The sequence below is a fragment of the Cuniculiplasma divulgatum genome, from assembly GCF_900083515.1.
Taxonomy (GTDB): domain Archaea; phylum Thermoplasmatota; class Thermoplasmata; order Thermoplasmatales; family Thermoplasmataceae; genus Cuniculiplasma; species Cuniculiplasma divulgatum.
This window is the reverse complement of sequence record NZ_LT671858.1, coordinates 1,070,887-1,087,126: the sequence shown is the minus strand read 5'-3', so window position 1 is coordinate 1,087,126 and position 16,240 is coordinate 1,070,887. Positions and strand designations below refer to the sequence as shown.

Below are 16,240 nucleotides of genomic sequence, written 5' to 3'. Positions count from 1 at the left end.
TTACTCGTGTGAGTGTTTACGATCAAAAGTTACTTCCTGCATACAAACAGGACAAATTCTTCTTAACTTCTTTCTGGAAATATTGTATATTGCAGATATGGCAAGGGAAGAAAGCAATATAGGAAGAACTTCAGCGCTCCAATCTATTGGGGGTTTTAAATTCCTTTGATACAGGTAAATACTTGTCATATTACTATGTACGAAAATATCCATAAATGTAACTTTTCCGGAATTGTTCAACATTATTGTGTGGTTTCCATATGTTAGGGTAATTGATAGCCCATTTGAATATTCATAGTTCGTGTTGCCTACGCTTATTATAAGTTTTTCAGAAAGAGTACCGGTAAAAACCACCTTGCCTGACTCTATCTTATATTTGATATAATTTAAACCTGGGTGAACTGTAATGTTCTTTTCCTCTGGTGCCATGAAGCCTGAATTCATTGTTAGAACGTTTAGACATTGTTTCACATTTCTGAATTCAATGATTCCATTGGAGCTTTGATATAAGTGACTACCAATGTAAACCGAGAAATTGGAACCATATGAAAGGTTGACTGACTTTAGAATAAAAACTGAAAAAAGAGGGGGAATAGTGAAAACTTTCATATAATATTCAGTCACATTCTTTACGGTGTTGAAGTATCTTAGTTCAGAGTTAACCTCAATGTTTTCATAGTATAGGCTCCTTTTTCTGGGAATATTAAAAGCGTATGAGTAGTTTTTCTCTGAAGTGATTTTTAGGTCATATTTGGATATCTCAGTTGAATTATCATAACTTAATTTGGTAATATATGTTACGTTGATTGGTTTGTAAATAGATTCATTTGCAGATATATTTAGAAAAATGGATGAGTTGTTGTATGAGATCTCAGTTTTTACATTCACATATGGAATATCATAATATGTTTTTGTGTATGTATAAGACCCTAATTTAAAAATATCATTTGACGATATTGAAAAATATTGTGTTTTGTTAAACATTGTAAAGGAAAATATAGAATTCATACATTTGTTACTCCCCTGTTTATACGCCGGGATGATAATGGAAGTGTTAGTACCATATGAATAAGTATTACTGTCGAGGATACAACTTAGGTTAAAATCTTGTTTAACCGTACCTGCTGGATAAATCCCCACAGGACGATAATATATAATTTTATGGTACATGGAATAAGTAACACTCAGTAAGGGTAGGAAGTAAAATAATGAATTATCTGTTGTTATAACCGGAGATTCAGAACTGAGATTGTTTCCAGAGAAATACGATCCTATCATTATGAGTTCTGATCCATTGTTCAATAGAAATCCTTCTTTCTTCAGATTATAAAAGCCCGAGTTTGTGAAAGGCAATGAATTAGCAGAGAATGAAGAGTTAAGTGTAACCAGATGTGTGTCATTCAGCACAATGTAGTTCGTACTAAATCCAGTAATATTGAACGTTGAATTGGAAATAAAACATATAGAAGATTTCCAGATAGTTAGGTTTGAACCATATGGCATACTGATGTTTACAATTTTATCATCATTACAAATACTCTTTAGATAAACTGGATGTACCATGTAGATAGCTGATTCAAAATTGCCATTTCCCGCTGTAATATTAATCTTATTGCTTATGGAATTACAACCAAAGGTGAATGCCATTCCTAGGTAAATACCGCTTCCATTGTATGAAAAATTTCCTTTAAATTTAATCTCGCTTATGGGGAATTTATGGGTTGTGTTTTGGATATAACTATATGTAAAACTACCAGCAGCACTAATCGGTTGGGAACTTTGTCTTAGCGAATCAACATTTCTGTATACTACTTTTGATGAATTTAGGTTCCTGAAAGTTGAATTTCTAAAAACCATCATGTCTTTGGCGTAATACATTCTGATATGACTTAAATTATTACCAATTATGGAATCAGAAACTTGAACTCTATCACCATCAAAACTCAAGGATCCATTAAAGAGAAAGTCAGAGTTGCAAATTCCAACTTCGTATCCTGCGGAAGGTGTTTCGATTGTAAGATTCGTTCCCTTGGTAACTATTATCTCATTCTCAAATGATAGATTAGTCCGGATTTGAAGAAATATATGTTTTTGACCCTCAAATATCAGCATGTAAGACTTTGCAATATTCTGGTTTGTGGTATTTATAGTAAAATTATTATAAATATAAATGTTTTTTAATGTATTGGAATTTGTCACTTGCTGTTCCGGGGATTTTATATTATGACTATTAATCTCACCGGTAATTGGTATAAGAGGTATTAAGATTGAAACAAGGACCACAGGGAGAAGAATCTTTATTGCATTCATCATTCGTGATTTTTTCTCCTTAAAAATATTATGTCATAACGGTTTAATATGCACTTGTATTATTCATTTATGAAGTATGTAAGACTGGGAAAGTCAGGATTGTATGTCTCAGTAATGGCTCTTGGGGCAATGACATTTGGCGACAAGAACAGCTGGAAACTCGGTGGATTAAGCCAGGAACAGACAAATGAAATGGTGAAGAGAGCATACGAATATGGAATAAACCTTTTCGATACTGCGGACGTATATGATGAAGGAGAATCTGAAATAGCTCTTGGAAAGGCCCTGAAGTCGTTTAGAGATGAGATTCACATAGCCACAAAGGTAAGAGGGAGAACTGGAAAAGGCATAAATCAGATTGGTCTAACAAGACATCATATAAGGGAATCCATAAAGGGAAGTCTTGAAAGATTGAAAACAGATCACGTGGAGCTTTATCAAATGCATTCGTTTGACTATCATGTGCCAATAATAGAAACGATTGAAACACTTCAGGATCTTGTCGAAAGAGGGGATATTGATTATCCAGGATTTTCAAATTTTCAGGCATGGCAAATGGCACTATTCAATTCTGTGGCCCGAGAAAACCACTTTGAGGCGTATCATTCGGCACAGATGAATTATTCTCTCTTGAACAGGGATATAGAGCAGGAGGTGTTGCCATACATGAATCATGATGGACTATCACTGCTTGCATGGAGTCCACTTCACGGTGGAGTTTTATCAGGAAAGTATGGCAAGAAAGTTGAAGCGAAAGCAGGTACCAGGTTTGGCGATAGAGGGGTATTTCCACCATTCGATCAGGAAAAGGCAAGATTTGTACTTGAGGTCGCAGAAGAAATAGCAAAAGAACAGGATTGCAAACTTTCAAATGTTGCACTTTCATGGGTAATAGCAAAAAAGGGAATAGTTCTGGTTGGTGCAAGAACTCTGGAGCAATTTGAAGAAAACATGAAGACTCTTGATGTGAATCTAACAGCAGAGCAGGTTAAGAGACTGGATGATGTTTCTGAAGATAGGGAACTTTACCCAGGCTGGATGATAAAGAGACAGGATAGGGGAAGAGATTTCGAAAAAATTTAATTCTCTCTTTTTATTATTTTGTCAAGGGTTTTTGATATCTTGGGAAATATGTCGCTTTTAACCATGAGATATCGAATCTCTGTTTTTCCAAGACTTATGTTGAGGGGATAACTCTCTATTTTCACCTTTTCGTATTCCTGAAGGATGATTGATTCGAACATGGATTCCATTATTGTGGTAAAGTTACTCTTCTTTCCTCGGTTGTATCTTCTTATTTTTACCAAGAAATATGAGGCATAAAGGGACATATAATCTCTTATCTTGAGTTTCACATTCTCATTATGGGATAAGAGAAGTGCATCTCTAAGTCCATAATTGCATCCCATGAAAAGATCAGTAATTACTTTACTCCTTTTCTCCTTCATCATTCGCTGAAATTCTTTCGATGCGAATATCTGGGTTGGTTTGTAAGTAAGGAATCTCTCAATTGACTCCTGACCATTTGTTATATAAAAAAGGATGTTATACTCCTGACTTATCCTTGCAAATAAATCTAAATCTTCTGAAACAGAAAGGTCGTTCCACCCATTTACCTCTGTAAGTATTTCTCTGGGAATAACTATGAATTCACTGTATAACATCCTTTTCTCACGCTGATTTACAAAATTGTACAGGACATCTGAAAATTTAATATCGTAAACTTTTTCAGGATCAAATAAAACTATATGTGTTCCAGTGCTTTTTTTAAAGGCTTCATTTTTAGCCTGACCCCTTTTATAATATCCATAATCTGCAATTTTCAGTGGCTTTTCAACTCTTATTCCTTCAGTGGATACTGAATTAATTGGGAGCAGCGTGGTATTTACTATTATTATTTCATAATCCATTCCAGACTCTTCAGCTATATCAACAATGCTATTCAGAGAATCTTCAAGAAGAGTTTCCTTACCCTTGAAGAGACATAGAAAACTAAGTGATACTAGGGCTTTTTGGCTCTTTTTAAGCTCATAATATTTCAATTGTTGAGTGAAGGATTCTGGCACACTTATGGTATTAGCTATCCATTTAAAAGTTTTTGTTAAAGATATTTTATTTAGACGAACACTATAATTGTTATGAAGATAACTTTATAAATATGAATTAAATTTCACTTTTGTAAAGGAGACTTCATATGGAAACAAATAACAGAATGAAAGGCAGCAAGAAAATAATAGCAACTATTGTTGTTATTGTTGTGATTTTATCAGCAATTGGTGCGATTGAATATGAGCACATTTCCAGCTCGAAAAAGGGACGAATAATAACTGTAAATTCAAACGTTTCTGGCATTCATCTGAACAGGATCGTTTCACTCGATCCGGCGGCAAGTGCTACACTTTATGCCATAGGGGCATTCAAAGATGTTCTGGGAAAGGGTCCTTACACAACATATCCAAAGAGTAATTTACCAAATATGACATGTTATCCAGATATGAGTATTGAACAGATAGTAAATCTTTCTCCACAGGCGGTTATTTCATTTAGCTCTTATCCACCAGGTGAGGTGCAGGAACTTCTGAACGCAAGTATTGATTATATATTTCTCAGCGCAGGATTGAATTCTACATTTACACAAATAATGGCTCAGAACACGTTGCTGGGTGAATTAACTGGCAACCAGAAGAATGCAACACTTCTCAATAACTGGATGAGGGAATCATTGAATGAATTCTCTAATGTAAGTGTTGTCAGCAAGACATTGCTATATGCAATGTGTGTTGAGAATGGTGCAACATGGACCACTGGAAAAGGTACATTTGTGAATGCTATGTTCAATTACTCTCATTTAAATAATATAGCAAATGGATCTGGTTTCTATGAGATATCAAATGAAAACATAGTAAACTCAAATCCTCAGGTAATACTTCTTGGAACATGCTTTAATCAATCCGATCTTGACAAAGAACCCTTTGATTCAACTGGTGCTTATAAGAATAATACGATCTATACCGCATTTAATACAAATCTTTTCTCAGAACCTAACTTCAGAAATATATTTGCCATAGAATGGATGATCTATGAAGTATATCACATAACAGTCAAACTTCCTAAATTTCCATTTGAATTAAATTACAATCCAGAACCTCCAAAGGTTCAGAGTATCTATGAGGATGTTAATGTTTAAAAATAAACAGATTAGGAAATTAATGGTATCACATGGTAGAACGTATACCATATTTTCAATTTCAATTATAGCCTTTTTCCTATCATTTTTCCTTTCTCTGGGGGTAGGGTCGGTAAATGTTGAATTTTTTACCATACTGCGCTCAGTAGGAGAGCAGATCGGAATCAATGTAGGTTCCGTAAAATATTCTGATTATATTATAGTAACTCAGCTGAGAGAACCCGAGATTCTTGGGGCAGCCGCTGTTGGAGCTTCCCTAGGCGTGGGAGGTGCTGTTATCCAGAGTATTTTTAGGAACCCCATATCTGAGCCATATATTACAGGAGTATCCAGTGGGGCAACCCTTGGAGCTGTCATTGCAATAGTTTTTGGAATAACAGTTTTCGGAATTTTCACATTACCCATATTTGCATTTATATTCGCAATACTTATTGTTTCAGGTGTTTATGTTTTATCCTTTAGAAATGGGAGAACTCCTCCTGTTGTATTCCTGCTTACAGGTATCGCCATATCACTTTTTGCAACATCATTTGTGGCCCTATTGCTTTATTCGAAACCGGCTCTTGAGAATAGGATATTTTACTGGATTCTTGGATCGCTTTCAGGTATTTCTTGGCTTGATGACATGATCGTTGTACCTCTGGTTATTGTAACTTCCCTTATACTGGGGTCAATGTACAGGCAGTTAAACGCACTCCAGATGGGAGAGATTTACGCAAAGTCTGTAGGAGTAAATGCCGAAAAATCTAAACTCGCTGCTATAGGGCTTACCACAGTGGCAGTATCTGCATGTGTTTCAATTAGCGGTCTCATCGGATTTGTAGGTCTAATATTCCCACATGTTTCAAGATTATTGTATGGTGGTTCCAATAAGTATGTGATCCCTTCCTCTGCTATTCTTGGTGCAACATTCCTTATTCTCAGCAATGATCTTGCACATTTGATCATAAAGGGAGAGGTTTTACCCATAGGTATTATCACGGGCATAATTGGTGTACCATTTTTCATGATTCTTATGGCAAAAATATCAAAAAGGGGGTATTACAGTGCTTGAACTGAATGACATTCGTTTCAGGCGAGGTGAGCTTGAGATAGGTCCTGTCTCCATGGAACTTTCCCCTGGAGAAATCCTTTCAATCTGCGGAAAAAATGGTTCAGGGAAAACTTCGACACTCACAGCAATCAGTGGTTATATACCCCTGATTGGAGGTTCCATAATTGTGGATGGCGACAATCTTAGGAAATTGAAGCCATCAGTTGTAGCAAGAAAAATTTCCTATGTTCAACAGGAAATTCCGGACCCCATGGGTTTTACAGTAAGGGATGTTATGGAGATTTCTGGCTTTACAAGAATGGGTGGTGATGAAGAAATTGTAGATGCTCTAAAACTATGTGGCGTAGAAAAGTTCATCGATAGGGATTTCTCTACGTTGAGTGGAGGAGAAAAAAGAATGGTGTCCATAGCCGGCGGTATTTATCAGAATGCAGATTATATAATGATGGATGAACCTACGTCATTTCTTGATCTTGACAAAATTAGCACTCTTATTAAGATTCTTAATTCTTTAAAGGAAAAGAGAAAGGGTGTTCTGCTTGTAATGCATGACATAAACTTAGCTAACAGAATATCTGATTCTATCCTTCTTTTCAGGGAAGGTAAGGTTGTTGCCTTCGGAGATAAGGAAGATGTTCTAACAATCCACAATCTAGAAATGGCATATAATGCAAAATTTGCTAAATATTCATCCCCAGAGGGAATAAGATTTTATCCGGTTGAAATGGAGGATTTCACTGATTTTCCCGAAGAAGCCAGGGAAGGTCCTCAACACTCTTAATCTTAAAGCTGTGGTCTATAAAGTACCAGAATCTGGAGTTCACTTTGCATCCATAACTCTGAAGAATAGTGGATATTTTTGATTGAAGATCTATTCCCTTTCTATCAAAGTCCGTTAATAGTATTACTTTAGTATGTTCTGAAGAAACTCTGCTGCAGAAATTTTCTATGGATACACCCTGGTTGATTTTTATGATCTCTCCAGTGACACCAATTTCCCTTAGCGCTGAAACGTCATGATCCCCCTCTACAATAATAGGCGAATTAATATTGTCCCTCAAAACATATTCAACTTCTCTGACGAATTTATTCTCCCTCAGTTCCAGAACCTCCTATTTTTTGCAAAATCAGTTTCCTGTCTTATTATTTCCCTAATAAGGTCATCCTCATCAAAATATCTAACCGAAAGAAGTCTTGTAGCCATTTCTGGCCCTATTCCTCTACCTGCCATGGTCATTAATGCTGTCTTTCCTCTTGCCCTTAGAATGTGAATGGACTTTGTCAGGCTATTTTTCTCCTTAAGTGTAAGTTTTTCGCGGTCAATTGATTCCTTTATGCTATCTCTGCTGAACGGTGAAATTGCTGCAACAAGGTTGCTTCCACAGGAAGGACATCTAAAATTATTTAAATTTTTAACCTTATCTGTATGTGTCCACAGGCACTTTGTGCAGAGCAGTGTCATCTCTTCATTTAGTAGTCTGTCCCTGATCGAATCAATAATTGCCTTGGTTGGTTTTAATGGTGCAATTCTCTCTGAATAATGAGACAGGAACTTTTCTGATCCCTGGCTGAAGTTTTCACGTTCAACAAATTCAATATCATCAATGTTTTTAATGAATAGATTCACAGTATCCATGTCCATATAATCATTCATCATCTTCCTTATACAGTCTTCATAGAGAACCGTGTTTTTATAAGATTCAATTATCTTCTCTATCCTCATTCTTGAAAGATCAGCATCCATCTTAATGACTCCAAATTTTCTTGCCTCGTAAAGGAATATTCCATTGAAAAATCTGGATCTTTTAACAGTATTTTCTATGAGAATTTCAAGATCATGATTCTTCAGCTGTCTAATTATCTCAACCATATCGGCTGACCTCAATTTCTTACCAGTTCTCATATAAATGTGGTATGGAGAATAGTCTGTTTCAACGCTTTCACCTGTTATGGCAGTGAGTAAGGACCCTATTATCTCAGAAAGAGCAAAATTTCCCTTTGTTCCTAATAGTATCTGTATAAGTATCTCCTGTCCATGGGTCTCCACGAACACCTTCCTTGTAAGAGCAAGATCCTGTTTCAGCCACTCTTCAAGTTTCTTTCTTGATCTGGGATCAACGCTTTCATCTATATTGCAGAATTCCCTGTTAAATGAAACTCTTTCAGTTACATCTGTAAGGACAGGTATATCCTCTCCCGTCCATTTGGGGGTGAGGGCAGCAGTATGAAAAGGTTCAACAAATATACTCTGTTCCTCAAGTCTTATTGTTCTCCATGTTGCACCCCTCATAACAAAATAAGCTCCGGGTTCTATTTCATTCAGTACATATCTTTCGTCAAGTGTTCCAACAAATTTCCTGTTGATTACATCTATCACCCTATATGTCTTCTCGCTTGGTATCATTGAAATATTATTTATGAAATATTCAAGCGAGGATGATGATGACATAACGTTAACAGAATCGTACCTGATCTTTCTTGAAACTTTTAAAAAATCTATGATGGAAAGATATTCCTCATAGGATAGGTTTCTCATGGGATAGCTTCTGATAAGTATTTTGTAGAATTTCTCAGTATTAAACTTTCTCATCTCGTGAGATCTTAAAAGTATCTGATTTGCCACTGTTGCATAGGACAGATCTCTGATAAACACCGGTTCAAGTATCTGGTTGTTGATCTGTCCTACTATTGCCATAGCTTCCTCCATTTCAATGAGGTCTCCACAGAGAATTATTCCTCTGGAGATTTTCTGTATCCAGTGACCTGACCTACCGATCCTTTGAATCAACTTGTTTATTTGTCTTGGAGAATTGAACTGTATTACAAGATCTGCAGAACCTATGTCTATCCCAAGTTCCAGAGATGATGTACAAATCAGTCCTTTGATCTCCCTGTTCTTGAATTTTGCCTCTGCCTCTTCCCTGGTTTCTCTAGAAAGGGAACCATGATGAACCATTACTGGTAATTGTCCATAATATAGGGACATTCGAAATGCAATATCCTCCGCCACACTTCTTGTATTCACAAATACAAGTGCACCCTGATGGGACTCAATCAGTTCTTTAATTTTTTTAACTGCCCCTGCATACTCTGGTTCACAGCCCATCTTACTTGCTATGTCATCTGAGGCTTTTTCAGGAATTGTAATCTCAAACTCCATGGTTTTTATCATGGATGTTTTGAGAATTTCTACATTACCAGTATTATAAAGAAATCTAGCTAGTTCCTCTGGATTTCCGACTGTTGCAGATAGTCCTATCCTCTGAAAATTTGGTGACAATTCTGCAAGTCTTTCCAGAGAAATGCTTAACTGCGTCCCTCTTTCATTCTGTGCCAGTTCATGGAGTTCATCTACAATGACATATTTCAAATATTTAAGGTACTCTCTTATCTTTTTTGAGTTTAACAGTATCTGAACCGACTCTGGCGTAGTGATGAGTATATCTGCAGGATTATCCCTGATCTCTCTCCTTTCCTTTTCAGAGATATCACTGTGTCTAACCTGAACACTTATACCCATCTTTTTTCCATAATTCTTGAGTCGGAGTAACATATCCCTGTTCAAAGCTCTTAGTGGTGTGATGAAGAGTGCTGTTATTGGTTTTGTCTCGTTATTAAGTATATAATCAAATATGGGAAAAATAGCGGCTTCTGTCTTTCCGCTTCCTGTTGGAGATATCAGCATGGCGCTTTTTCCACTTCTAATTACTGGGATGAGCATCTCCTGAGCTTCTGTCAATTCTTCAAATTTTAGGGTGTTGAAAAAATCATACATTCTCTGTGAGAAAAAATTTTCAAAATTATTCTCGTTGATAACGACCATTTAAATTGCTCCTTCAGAACCCATCGTCGTCATCGTCATCGTCGTCGTCATCGTCGTCATCATCCCTAGGTCTATAGTTGAATAACACGGCTTCACCTCATGACATCTAAATGATAATAGTATTAAAATGTTTTTTCTAATTTTTTATGAAAAATTAAGTTTATTGACCTTAAGCTGATACCTTAAACATGTCAGGAAACATGAAGGAGATCAATGAAAAAATAAGAGATGTTGTCTTGAGGGTAATGAAAATAGAATCTCCGGAAATCATAATGAAGAATCAGAGTGAACGAATCAGGACATTTATATCACATAGCAGTTACAGTATATTTTCTGTTGGTAAGGCATCCATTCCAATGGTAAAAGGACTGGACAGATCAGTAATAAAAAATTCTAATCTAAGCATATGCCTGACGCCAAGTCCAGAAAATGTTGACGGATTCATGGTGTTTAAGGGAAATCATCCTTTTCCAGAGAATGACACATTTAATTCTTCAGAGGCAATATTTAATTTAATCGGGAAAGATAATTCGGAGAAACTAATTTTCCTTCTTTCAGGAGGGTCATCATCACTATTCGAGAAAGTTGTTCCATGGGTTTCAATCGATCGTTACATGGAAATCATGCATATACTTGTTACAGGAGGTTATCCCATAGAACAGATAAATTCAATCCGATGCATACTTTCAGATGTCAAGTGCGGAAAAATGTTGAATCACAGTAATTATGGTGAAGTCCTTATTCTTGCCATATCAGACGTTCCTGGTGATGACATTTCAGTCATTGGTTCTAACCCATTTTATCCAGGAAAGAGGTTTGACCCGGATAAAGAACTCATGGCAAAGCTCGGAATAGAGAAACATAATATTACATACAGAGAATGCAGGATAGAATCAGATATAATTCTGGCCGGTAAGAAATATGCAGGAGATATGCTCAATAGTATCGAACTGCCCTATGAAAAAATCTTCCTTGGGAATATACTTGATGGAGATGTTAACATCTGCTCAGATAGATTACTGGACCTCCTGAGAAATCAATATAAAAAGACTGGAAAGCCATTCGTCTTTTCAGCATATGGAGAGACAACATCCAGGGTGACTGGAGATGGAAAGGGAGGTAGAAATTGTTACTTATCATCCTTAATACTCAAAAAGACTGAAAAATCAGAGGAATTTTCTTTTGTTTCATTTGCTACAGATGGTCAGGATGGAAACAGTGGCCTCGCCGGGTTCCTGGTTGATAGTACTCTGAAAGAAAGAATTGACAATGACGAGATTGAAAGATATATTCAGAACAGTGACACTGGAAATCTTGCAATCAAGCTTAAGAGAGATATAAACACAGGCCCCTCAGGAAATAATGTATCAGATGTTGTCATTGGATATTATGGTGGTAAGTTACAATGATGCTTCTTCACTCTGATAATGGAACAATGCTGTATGACGATGAGAAAAACATCATTATAAACGGTAAGAAGAGAATTGAAGTTAATCCCGCAGCGGTTTTGAGTCCCGGGGACAGTGTTCTGTTTGACGGTATAAATTATGTAATTATGTCATATACTCCACAATTTTTTCCAAATATAGGTGAGAGGGGAGCACAGATTATCAATGGGAGGGATTCATCTTATATGGTGATGGCATCTGGAATAGAATTTGGATCAACGGTGATAGAAAGTGGAACAGGTTCAGGAGCACTAACGACATACATTCTGAAAATAATCAAGAATTCTGAAGGGTACCTTGGAATTGATCATAATGAAAATTCGGCATTATTTACTAAGAGGAACGTGAAGAACTTCACAGGAATGGATATAAGAATAGATATAGGTGAATTTGAGGACTATAAGTATGAAGGGAGGAAAGTAGATGCCATTTTTCTAGATCTGCCCGAACCCTGGAAGAATGTATCTGAGCAGAGAAAATGGATCCTGTCAGGAAAAAGGATAATCACCTACCTACCAACATTTAATCAGGTAGAAAAAGCAAGAGAGGAATATGAAAAAAATGGATTTCTACATCTGGAAACAGTTGAAATAGAAGGAAGGGACATTCAGGTGAAAACAGGAGCAACCCGTCCTAAATCTACAGGAATTATTCACACAGGTTTCATATCAACTTACATGAAATCCAGTGGATCTGTCCTGAAAATTTGATCTGCGGGGTCTAGTCCGGATCTATTGTAAGGTAAATCTAAATAACAATTATCCATGTCTATTTTTAATGTTAAAGAGTAAAAGTATTGTCAGTATAGACGACGTAGAAACCGAAGATTTTTATGAAATTTTTAAACGTGCGTCTATTTTCAAGAGAGCTGTTAAGGAGGGTAAAATACTGGATCTAATGAAAGGAAAAATTATGGCTACATTTTTCTTTGAACCAAGTACAAGGACAAGATTATCCTTTGAAAGTGCAATGAATAGACTCGGTGGCTCCGTAATAAGTGTTTCCGAGGCAAAAAGCAGTTCAGCAGCAAAGGGGGAAACCATAGCCGATACCATAAGAATGGCTTCTTCATATTCAGATATAGTTGTTATGAGGCATCCAATGGAGGGTGCTGCAAGACTGGCTTCAGAATTTTCTACAGTACCTGTGTTGAATGGAGGAGATGGGTCAGGACAGCATCCCACACAGACTCTTCTTGATCTGTTTACAATTTGGGAAAAATATGGACGAATAGAAGATCTTGAAATTTCGATGATTGGGGATCTAAAATATGGGAGAACTGTTCATTCATTAATAAAGGCTTTGAGCAGGTTTAATAATACAATCAACCTTGTTTCGCCAGAAATATTAAGGATGCCTGAACATTTTTTGAGTTCTATTAAATCTAAGGCGAAGATTAGACCCGATTCCAGTTTGGAAAATGTGCTCGGAACAACGGATGTTTTTTATGTAACAAGAATTCAGAAGGAGAGATTTGTTGATCTTAATGACTACCAGAAAGTAATTGGTTCATACTCTTTTAATCAGGATCTGGTTGAAAGAATGAAGGAAAGTTCCATAATTATGCATCCACTTCCGAGGGTGGACGAAATTGATCCGAGAATAGACAGCAATAAGAGGGCCTATTACTTTATAGAAGCTGCAAATGGTGTTTTTGTAAGGATGGCATTGATTGATATAATTCTGAGAGGTGGAGAATATGAGTGAAGAAAAGGTATTGAAGATAAACAAGATTTCTGATGGTATAGTTATTGATCATATCAATCCAGGAGCAGCACTTGAAGTTTTATCAGTTTTAAAGATTAATGGCCGTGATAAACTTACAGTAAGTGTCCTTATGAATGTTCCAAGCAAGAAGGATGGAACAAAGGATATAGTTAAGGTTGAAAACCGTAAGCTTGCAAAGAAAGAGCTTGACCTAATAAGCATCGTTTCCCCCAACGCAACAATAAATGTAATCGAAAAATTCGAGATAAAGGAAAAATTTAGCGTGAGGATACCACGCGAAGTCAGGAGCATTATAAAATGCAGCAACCAGAACTGTGTAACAAATTCTAAAGAACCAGTTGAATCAAGCTTTAAGGTAGAAATAGAAAAAAACAGTGAAAAATTCAGGTGTCACTACTGTGAAAGAACCATGGACATCAAGGAAGTAAGAGAATCCCTGATGAAATAATCTTTTACACCACTTTTTTTGAAATAAATCCCCTATAAACAGCCTAAAAATTCGGTTAGTGATTATTTTTATATAATGCTCAGTGAACCACTAACTAAAATAATTTGTGGAAGTCTCTTGAAATCTTAAAAGAAGGAAAGCGTAGATTTTTAATTCTAAGGTAATCGGTAGAATTAAATTTTTAAAAATTCTTCTGCAGACTTGAGATTTCAGCTATCATCTTCTGTATTTCCTGTTCTTCTCCTTTCTTTGAGAAGATATTGTGTCTTATTTTTTTCTCTTCGCCTATTTCTTTATACTTATTAGTGTTCTTTTTTATACTTTCTCTGATTATCTTAAGATTGAATTCATCAGTGGGATTGCTTGCTCTTGTAAAAACGAAGGATGCGACAGAATTATTGAACTTCTTTCTTCTGTAGACCAAGGATGAATGTATATTTCTAGCGAAGCCTTCAGACAGATCACTTGCAACTATTGTTACCCAGCTGTTATCCACAAGTCCCGATACAATTTCAGCAGCGTGCCTCAGCTCACGATCCGAAGATAGATTTCTGAATTTTACCTGTACAATGTCAGGGTAAGATATCCTGCTGGCACCGTCCTCTTCGTCCATTATATTTCCGTCTTTATCTGTCATCTTTACAAAGGAACTATCATATTCATCATTAAAATCCTCGTATTTCAGTTTTCCTGAGGAACTCAATTTTCTTTCCTTTTCCTGTGTGATATAGATAATTGCATTCTTCTTTCCTTCATTTGCTTTGATGAGGCCATTATACACATCACTCATTCTGTCACCTATCAGCACAATAGTTTGTTGCATGTAGGTCTGCAATTCCACCGAGTCAAGCTTTTCATTCTCCAGGTTCAATTTATTTACTTCCTCCATTTAAATCACCTAATACCTCCCATATTTTTTTTCTTCATCCCTGTCTACCAAACTTACCCTTTCGTTAGATTTCATTGATTTTTCTATTTCCTGATACTTCTCTATTTTTTCCTCAAAAATCTTTTTTATAAAGCCAGAATCAAAAACATATTCCAGAATCGACTTAATTGCATCTTCCTTTGATGGATAGTAACCCATTCTTATCATTCGTTCAATGTATTCTTCCTGTTTCTTAGAAAGGGATATACCGTTTCCCAGATCCATTCCTTTGAAATTTTTCTTAGATTGTATAAAATCTAGGGCGCAGTTTCTAAGAAACTCTGATCGACTTCCAAAAGACATGTTTTCCTCAAGAAAACTATCTATCAAGTCAAGATCTTCTTCTGAAATCCTTAGTGTAATCTTAATGTCTTTTGATTCAGGATTCATTATTATCTCTAATAGATATACTTGGAGGTATATAAATTTTATGTAAATGACTGTACACAAGTATATACAAAAATAGTCTAAATTGTTACAGTAAATAATTCTATTTTTTAATTAAAAACCAATAATTAAGAGGATTTAACAAACATACATTACATTTCTAATAATAATTTACAATTTTTAAATAAGTACGTCTGTATGGCAATTTTTATAATATAAATATACAAACATATTAAAATCAATATAGTCATGGAATTAATCAATAATAAGCAAGGGCTGGTAAGTCTAACCATATAATAAATCATAGTTATGTCAACTCTTAAATGATTTAAACTTCATTATGTCCATATAGATGCCAAATTAGAAGAACTTTTCACGCATATCAAAAAATAGATCACCATATGCCAGAGTTTAGAGGTAGGTCTTTATTTTTGACCCTGTCCTGACGATGTCCTGCTCTTAATAAAGTCAATTAATGTAGTTTTGAATGTTATTAATTTTCTGTCATATAGCGCTATTTTACGACCAGACTTGGTTTGAATTATGAACAGTTTTTTGCCATCATTCATATCTCTGGTAATATCTTGTATGTCACTGTAGTAGACATTAAATCTCTTGTTTGTGGTAACTATGATTATCTTATCTTCAAATATTTCTATGTCAGCCCTTTTCCTGTACTGTACAATATTGTATCCAATTATAAAGATGGATAGTACCAGAAAAGGAGCGTAGTTTACGACACTTGCCAAAAAATAACCAGGGTAAAAGTAGATTGGCAAAATGACTGCTATTACAAGGAAGATTGCAGATATATATGGAATTACATTTGTCCCTGCCTTAAAAACAGCAAGTGGAACCAAACTCTTCATAATCCAGTATTCCAATTATAAATTATAATTTATCCCAACCCTCAAAGTCAGCATTAAG

Annotated in this window: 15 protein-coding genes; 8 read left to right on the top strand and 7 right to left on the bottom strand. The window is 35.7% G+C overall.

Translation table 11 applies throughout. The features are described from left to right. Positions 1-2,313, bottom strand: coding sequence for a hypothetical protein (locus CSP5_RS05280; protein ID WP_148689815.1), 2,313 nt, complete (start codon positions 2,311-2,313; stop codon positions 1-3). A gap of 66 nt (positions 2,314-2,379) precedes the next feature. On the opposite strand from CSP5_RS05280, the gene CSP5_RS05275 reads away from it, so the two are divergent. Beyond that, positions 2,380-3,393: an aldo/keto reductase gene (locus tag CSP5_RS05275; RefSeq protein ID WP_077076316.1), complete on the top strand. Its 1,014-nt coding sequence runs from the start codon at positions 2,380-2,382 to the stop codon at positions 3,391-3,393. Here the strand turns inward: CSP5_RS05275 and CSP5_RS05270 are convergent. Further along, a complete protein-coding gene (locus CSP5_RS05270; protein ID WP_021789995.1) occupies positions 3,390-4,376 on the bottom strand; it encodes a glycosyltransferase family 2 protein in 987 nt (328 codons plus the stop codon). The genes CSP5_RS05275 and CSP5_RS05270 overlap by 4 nt on opposite strands. A gap of 128 nt (positions 4,377-4,504) precedes the next feature. On the opposite strand from CSP5_RS05270, the gene CSP5_RS05265 reads away from it, so the two are divergent. From CSP5_RS05265 to CSP5_RS05255, 3 genes are read left to right on the top strand one after another with little or no spacing between them, the layout of a single operon-like run. After that, positions 4,505-5,497, top strand: coding sequence for an ABC transporter substrate-binding protein (locus CSP5_RS05265; protein ID WP_148689814.1), 993 nt, complete (start codon positions 4,505-4,507; stop codon positions 5,495-5,497). A gap of 22 nt (positions 5,498-5,519) precedes the next feature. Beyond that, complete coding sequence (locus CSP5_RS05260; protein WP_145983961.1) at positions 5,520-6,551, top strand: FecCD family ABC transporter permease; 1,032 nt, start codon at positions 5,520-5,522, stop codon at positions 6,549-6,551. Then, entirely contained in the window at positions 6,544-7,332 is a 789-nt protein-coding gene (locus tag CSP5_RS05255; protein ID WP_148689813.1) for an ABC transporter ATP-binding protein, read from the top strand. Before CSP5_RS05260 ends, CSP5_RS05255 begins: the two co-directional genes overlap by 8 nt. On the opposite strand, the gene CSP5_RS05250 is transcribed toward CSP5_RS05255, so the two are convergent. Both CSP5_RS05250 and CSP5_RS05245 read right to left on the bottom strand, forming a co-directional pair. After that, positions 7,286-7,612, bottom strand: a complete 327-nt coding sequence (locus CSP5_RS05250; RefSeq protein WP_077076315.1) for a toprim domain-containing protein — start codon at positions 7,610-7,612, stop codon at positions 7,286-7,288. The genes CSP5_RS05255 and CSP5_RS05250 overlap by 47 nt on opposite strands. A gap of 35 nt (positions 7,613-7,647) precedes the next feature. Continuing rightward, a complete protein-coding gene (locus CSP5_RS05245; RefSeq protein ID WP_148689812.1) occupies positions 7,648-10,374 on the bottom strand; it encodes a DEAD/DEAH box helicase in 2,727 nt (908 codons plus the stop codon). Positions 10,375-10,562: 188 nt separating this feature from the next. Here CSP5_RS05245 and CSP5_RS05240 point away from each other — a divergent pair, with 188 nt between their 5' ends. From CSP5_RS05240 to pyrI, 4 genes are all read left to right on the top strand, one after another. Continuing rightward, a complete protein-coding gene (locus CSP5_RS05240; protein ID WP_148689811.1) occupies positions 10,563-11,783 on the top strand; it encodes a DUF4147 domain-containing protein in 1,221 nt (406 codons plus the stop codon). After that, positions 11,780-12,532 (top strand): tRNA (adenine-N1)-methyltransferase, encoded by a 753-nt coding sequence (locus tag CSP5_RS05235; protein WP_148689810.1) that lies wholly within the window; start codon positions 11,780-11,782, stop codon positions 12,530-12,532. The genes CSP5_RS05240 and CSP5_RS05235 overlap by 4 nt, the downstream gene beginning before the upstream one ends. Before the next feature lie 67 nt (positions 12,533-12,599). Further along, positions 12,600-13,529: an aspartate carbamoyltransferase gene (gene pyrB, locus CSP5_RS05230; protein ID WP_021790002.1), complete on the top strand. Its 930-nt coding sequence runs from the start codon at positions 12,600-12,602 to the stop codon at positions 13,527-13,529. Continuing rightward, positions 13,522-13,998, top strand: a complete 477-nt coding sequence (gene pyrI / locus CSP5_RS05225) for an aspartate carbamoyltransferase regulatory subunit (RefSeq protein WP_148689809.1) — start codon at positions 13,522-13,524, stop codon at positions 13,996-13,998. The genes pyrB and pyrI overlap by 8 nt, the downstream gene beginning before the upstream one ends. 181 nt (positions 13,999-14,179) lie before the next feature. Here the strand turns inward: pyrI and CSP5_RS05220 are convergent, their stop codons facing one another. The 3 genes from CSP5_RS05220 to CSP5_RS05210 all read right to left on the bottom strand — a co-directional run bounded on the left by CSP5_RS05220 (position 14,180) and on the right by CSP5_RS05210 (position 16,182). Beyond that, positions 14,180-14,887, bottom strand: a complete 708-nt coding sequence (locus CSP5_RS05220; protein WP_148689808.1) for a hypothetical protein — start codon at positions 14,885-14,887, stop codon at positions 14,180-14,182. Positions 14,888-14,896: 9 nt separating this feature from the next. After that, positions 14,897-15,316 (bottom strand): ribbon-helix-helix domain-containing protein, encoded by a 420-nt coding sequence (locus CSP5_RS05215; RefSeq protein ID WP_077076314.1) that lies wholly within the window; start codon positions 15,314-15,316, stop codon positions 14,897-14,899. 422 nt (positions 15,317-15,738) lie between these two features. Continuing rightward, positions 15,739-16,182 carry a hypothetical protein gene (locus CSP5_RS05210; protein WP_148689807.1) on the bottom strand — a complete coding sequence of 148 codons (444 nt, stop codon included), beginning with the start codon at positions 16,180-16,182 and terminating at the stop codon, positions 15,739-15,741. Positions 16,183-16,240: the final 58 nt, after the last annotated feature.

Bases quoted from the DNA above. Each gene is read 5' to 3' on its own strand.
- CSP5_RS05280 (WP_148689815.1), bottom strand. From the start codon at position 2,313: ATGATGAATGCAATAAAGATTCTTCTCCCTGTGGTCCTTGTTTCAATC.
- CSP5_RS05275 (WP_077076316.1), top strand. From the start codon at position 2,380: ATGAAGTATGTAAGACTGGGAAAGTCAGGATTGTATGTCTCAGTAATG.
- CSP5_RS05265 (WP_148689814.1), top strand. From the start codon at position 4,505: ATGGAAACAAATAACAGAATGAAAGGCAGCAAGAAAATAATAGCAACT.
- CSP5_RS05260 (WP_145983961.1), top strand. From the start codon at position 5,520: ATGGTATCACATGGTAGAACGTATACCATATTTTCAATTTCAATTATA.
- CSP5_RS05245 (WP_148689812.1), bottom strand. From the start codon at position 10,374: ATGGTCGTTATCAACGAGAATAATTTTGAAAATTTTTTCTCACAGAGA.
- CSP5_RS05240 (WP_148689811.1), top strand. From the start codon at position 10,563: ATGTCAGGAAACATGAAGGAGATCAATGAAAAAATAAGAGATGTTGTC.
- CSP5_RS05235 (WP_148689810.1), top strand. From the start codon at position 11,780: ATGATGCTTCTTCACTCTGATAATGGAACAATGCTGTATGACGATGAG.
- pyrB (WP_021790002.1), top strand. From the start codon at position 12,600: ATGTTAAAGAGTAAAAGTATTGTCAGTATAGACGACGTAGAAACCGAA.
- pyrI (WP_148689809.1), top strand. From the start codon at position 13,522: ATGAGTGAAGAAAAGGTATTGAAGATAAACAAGATTTCTGATGGTATA.
- CSP5_RS05220 (WP_148689808.1), bottom strand. From the start codon at position 14,887: ATGGAGGAAGTAAATAAATTGAACCTGGAGAATGAAAAGCTTGACTCG.
- CSP5_RS05215 (WP_077076314.1), bottom strand. From the start codon at position 15,316: ATGAATCCTGAATCAAAAGACATTAAGATTACACTAAGGATTTCAGAA.
- CSP5_RS05210 (WP_148689807.1), bottom strand. From the start codon at position 16,182: ATGAAGAGTTTGGTTCCACTTGCTGTTTTTAAGGCAGGGACAAATGTA.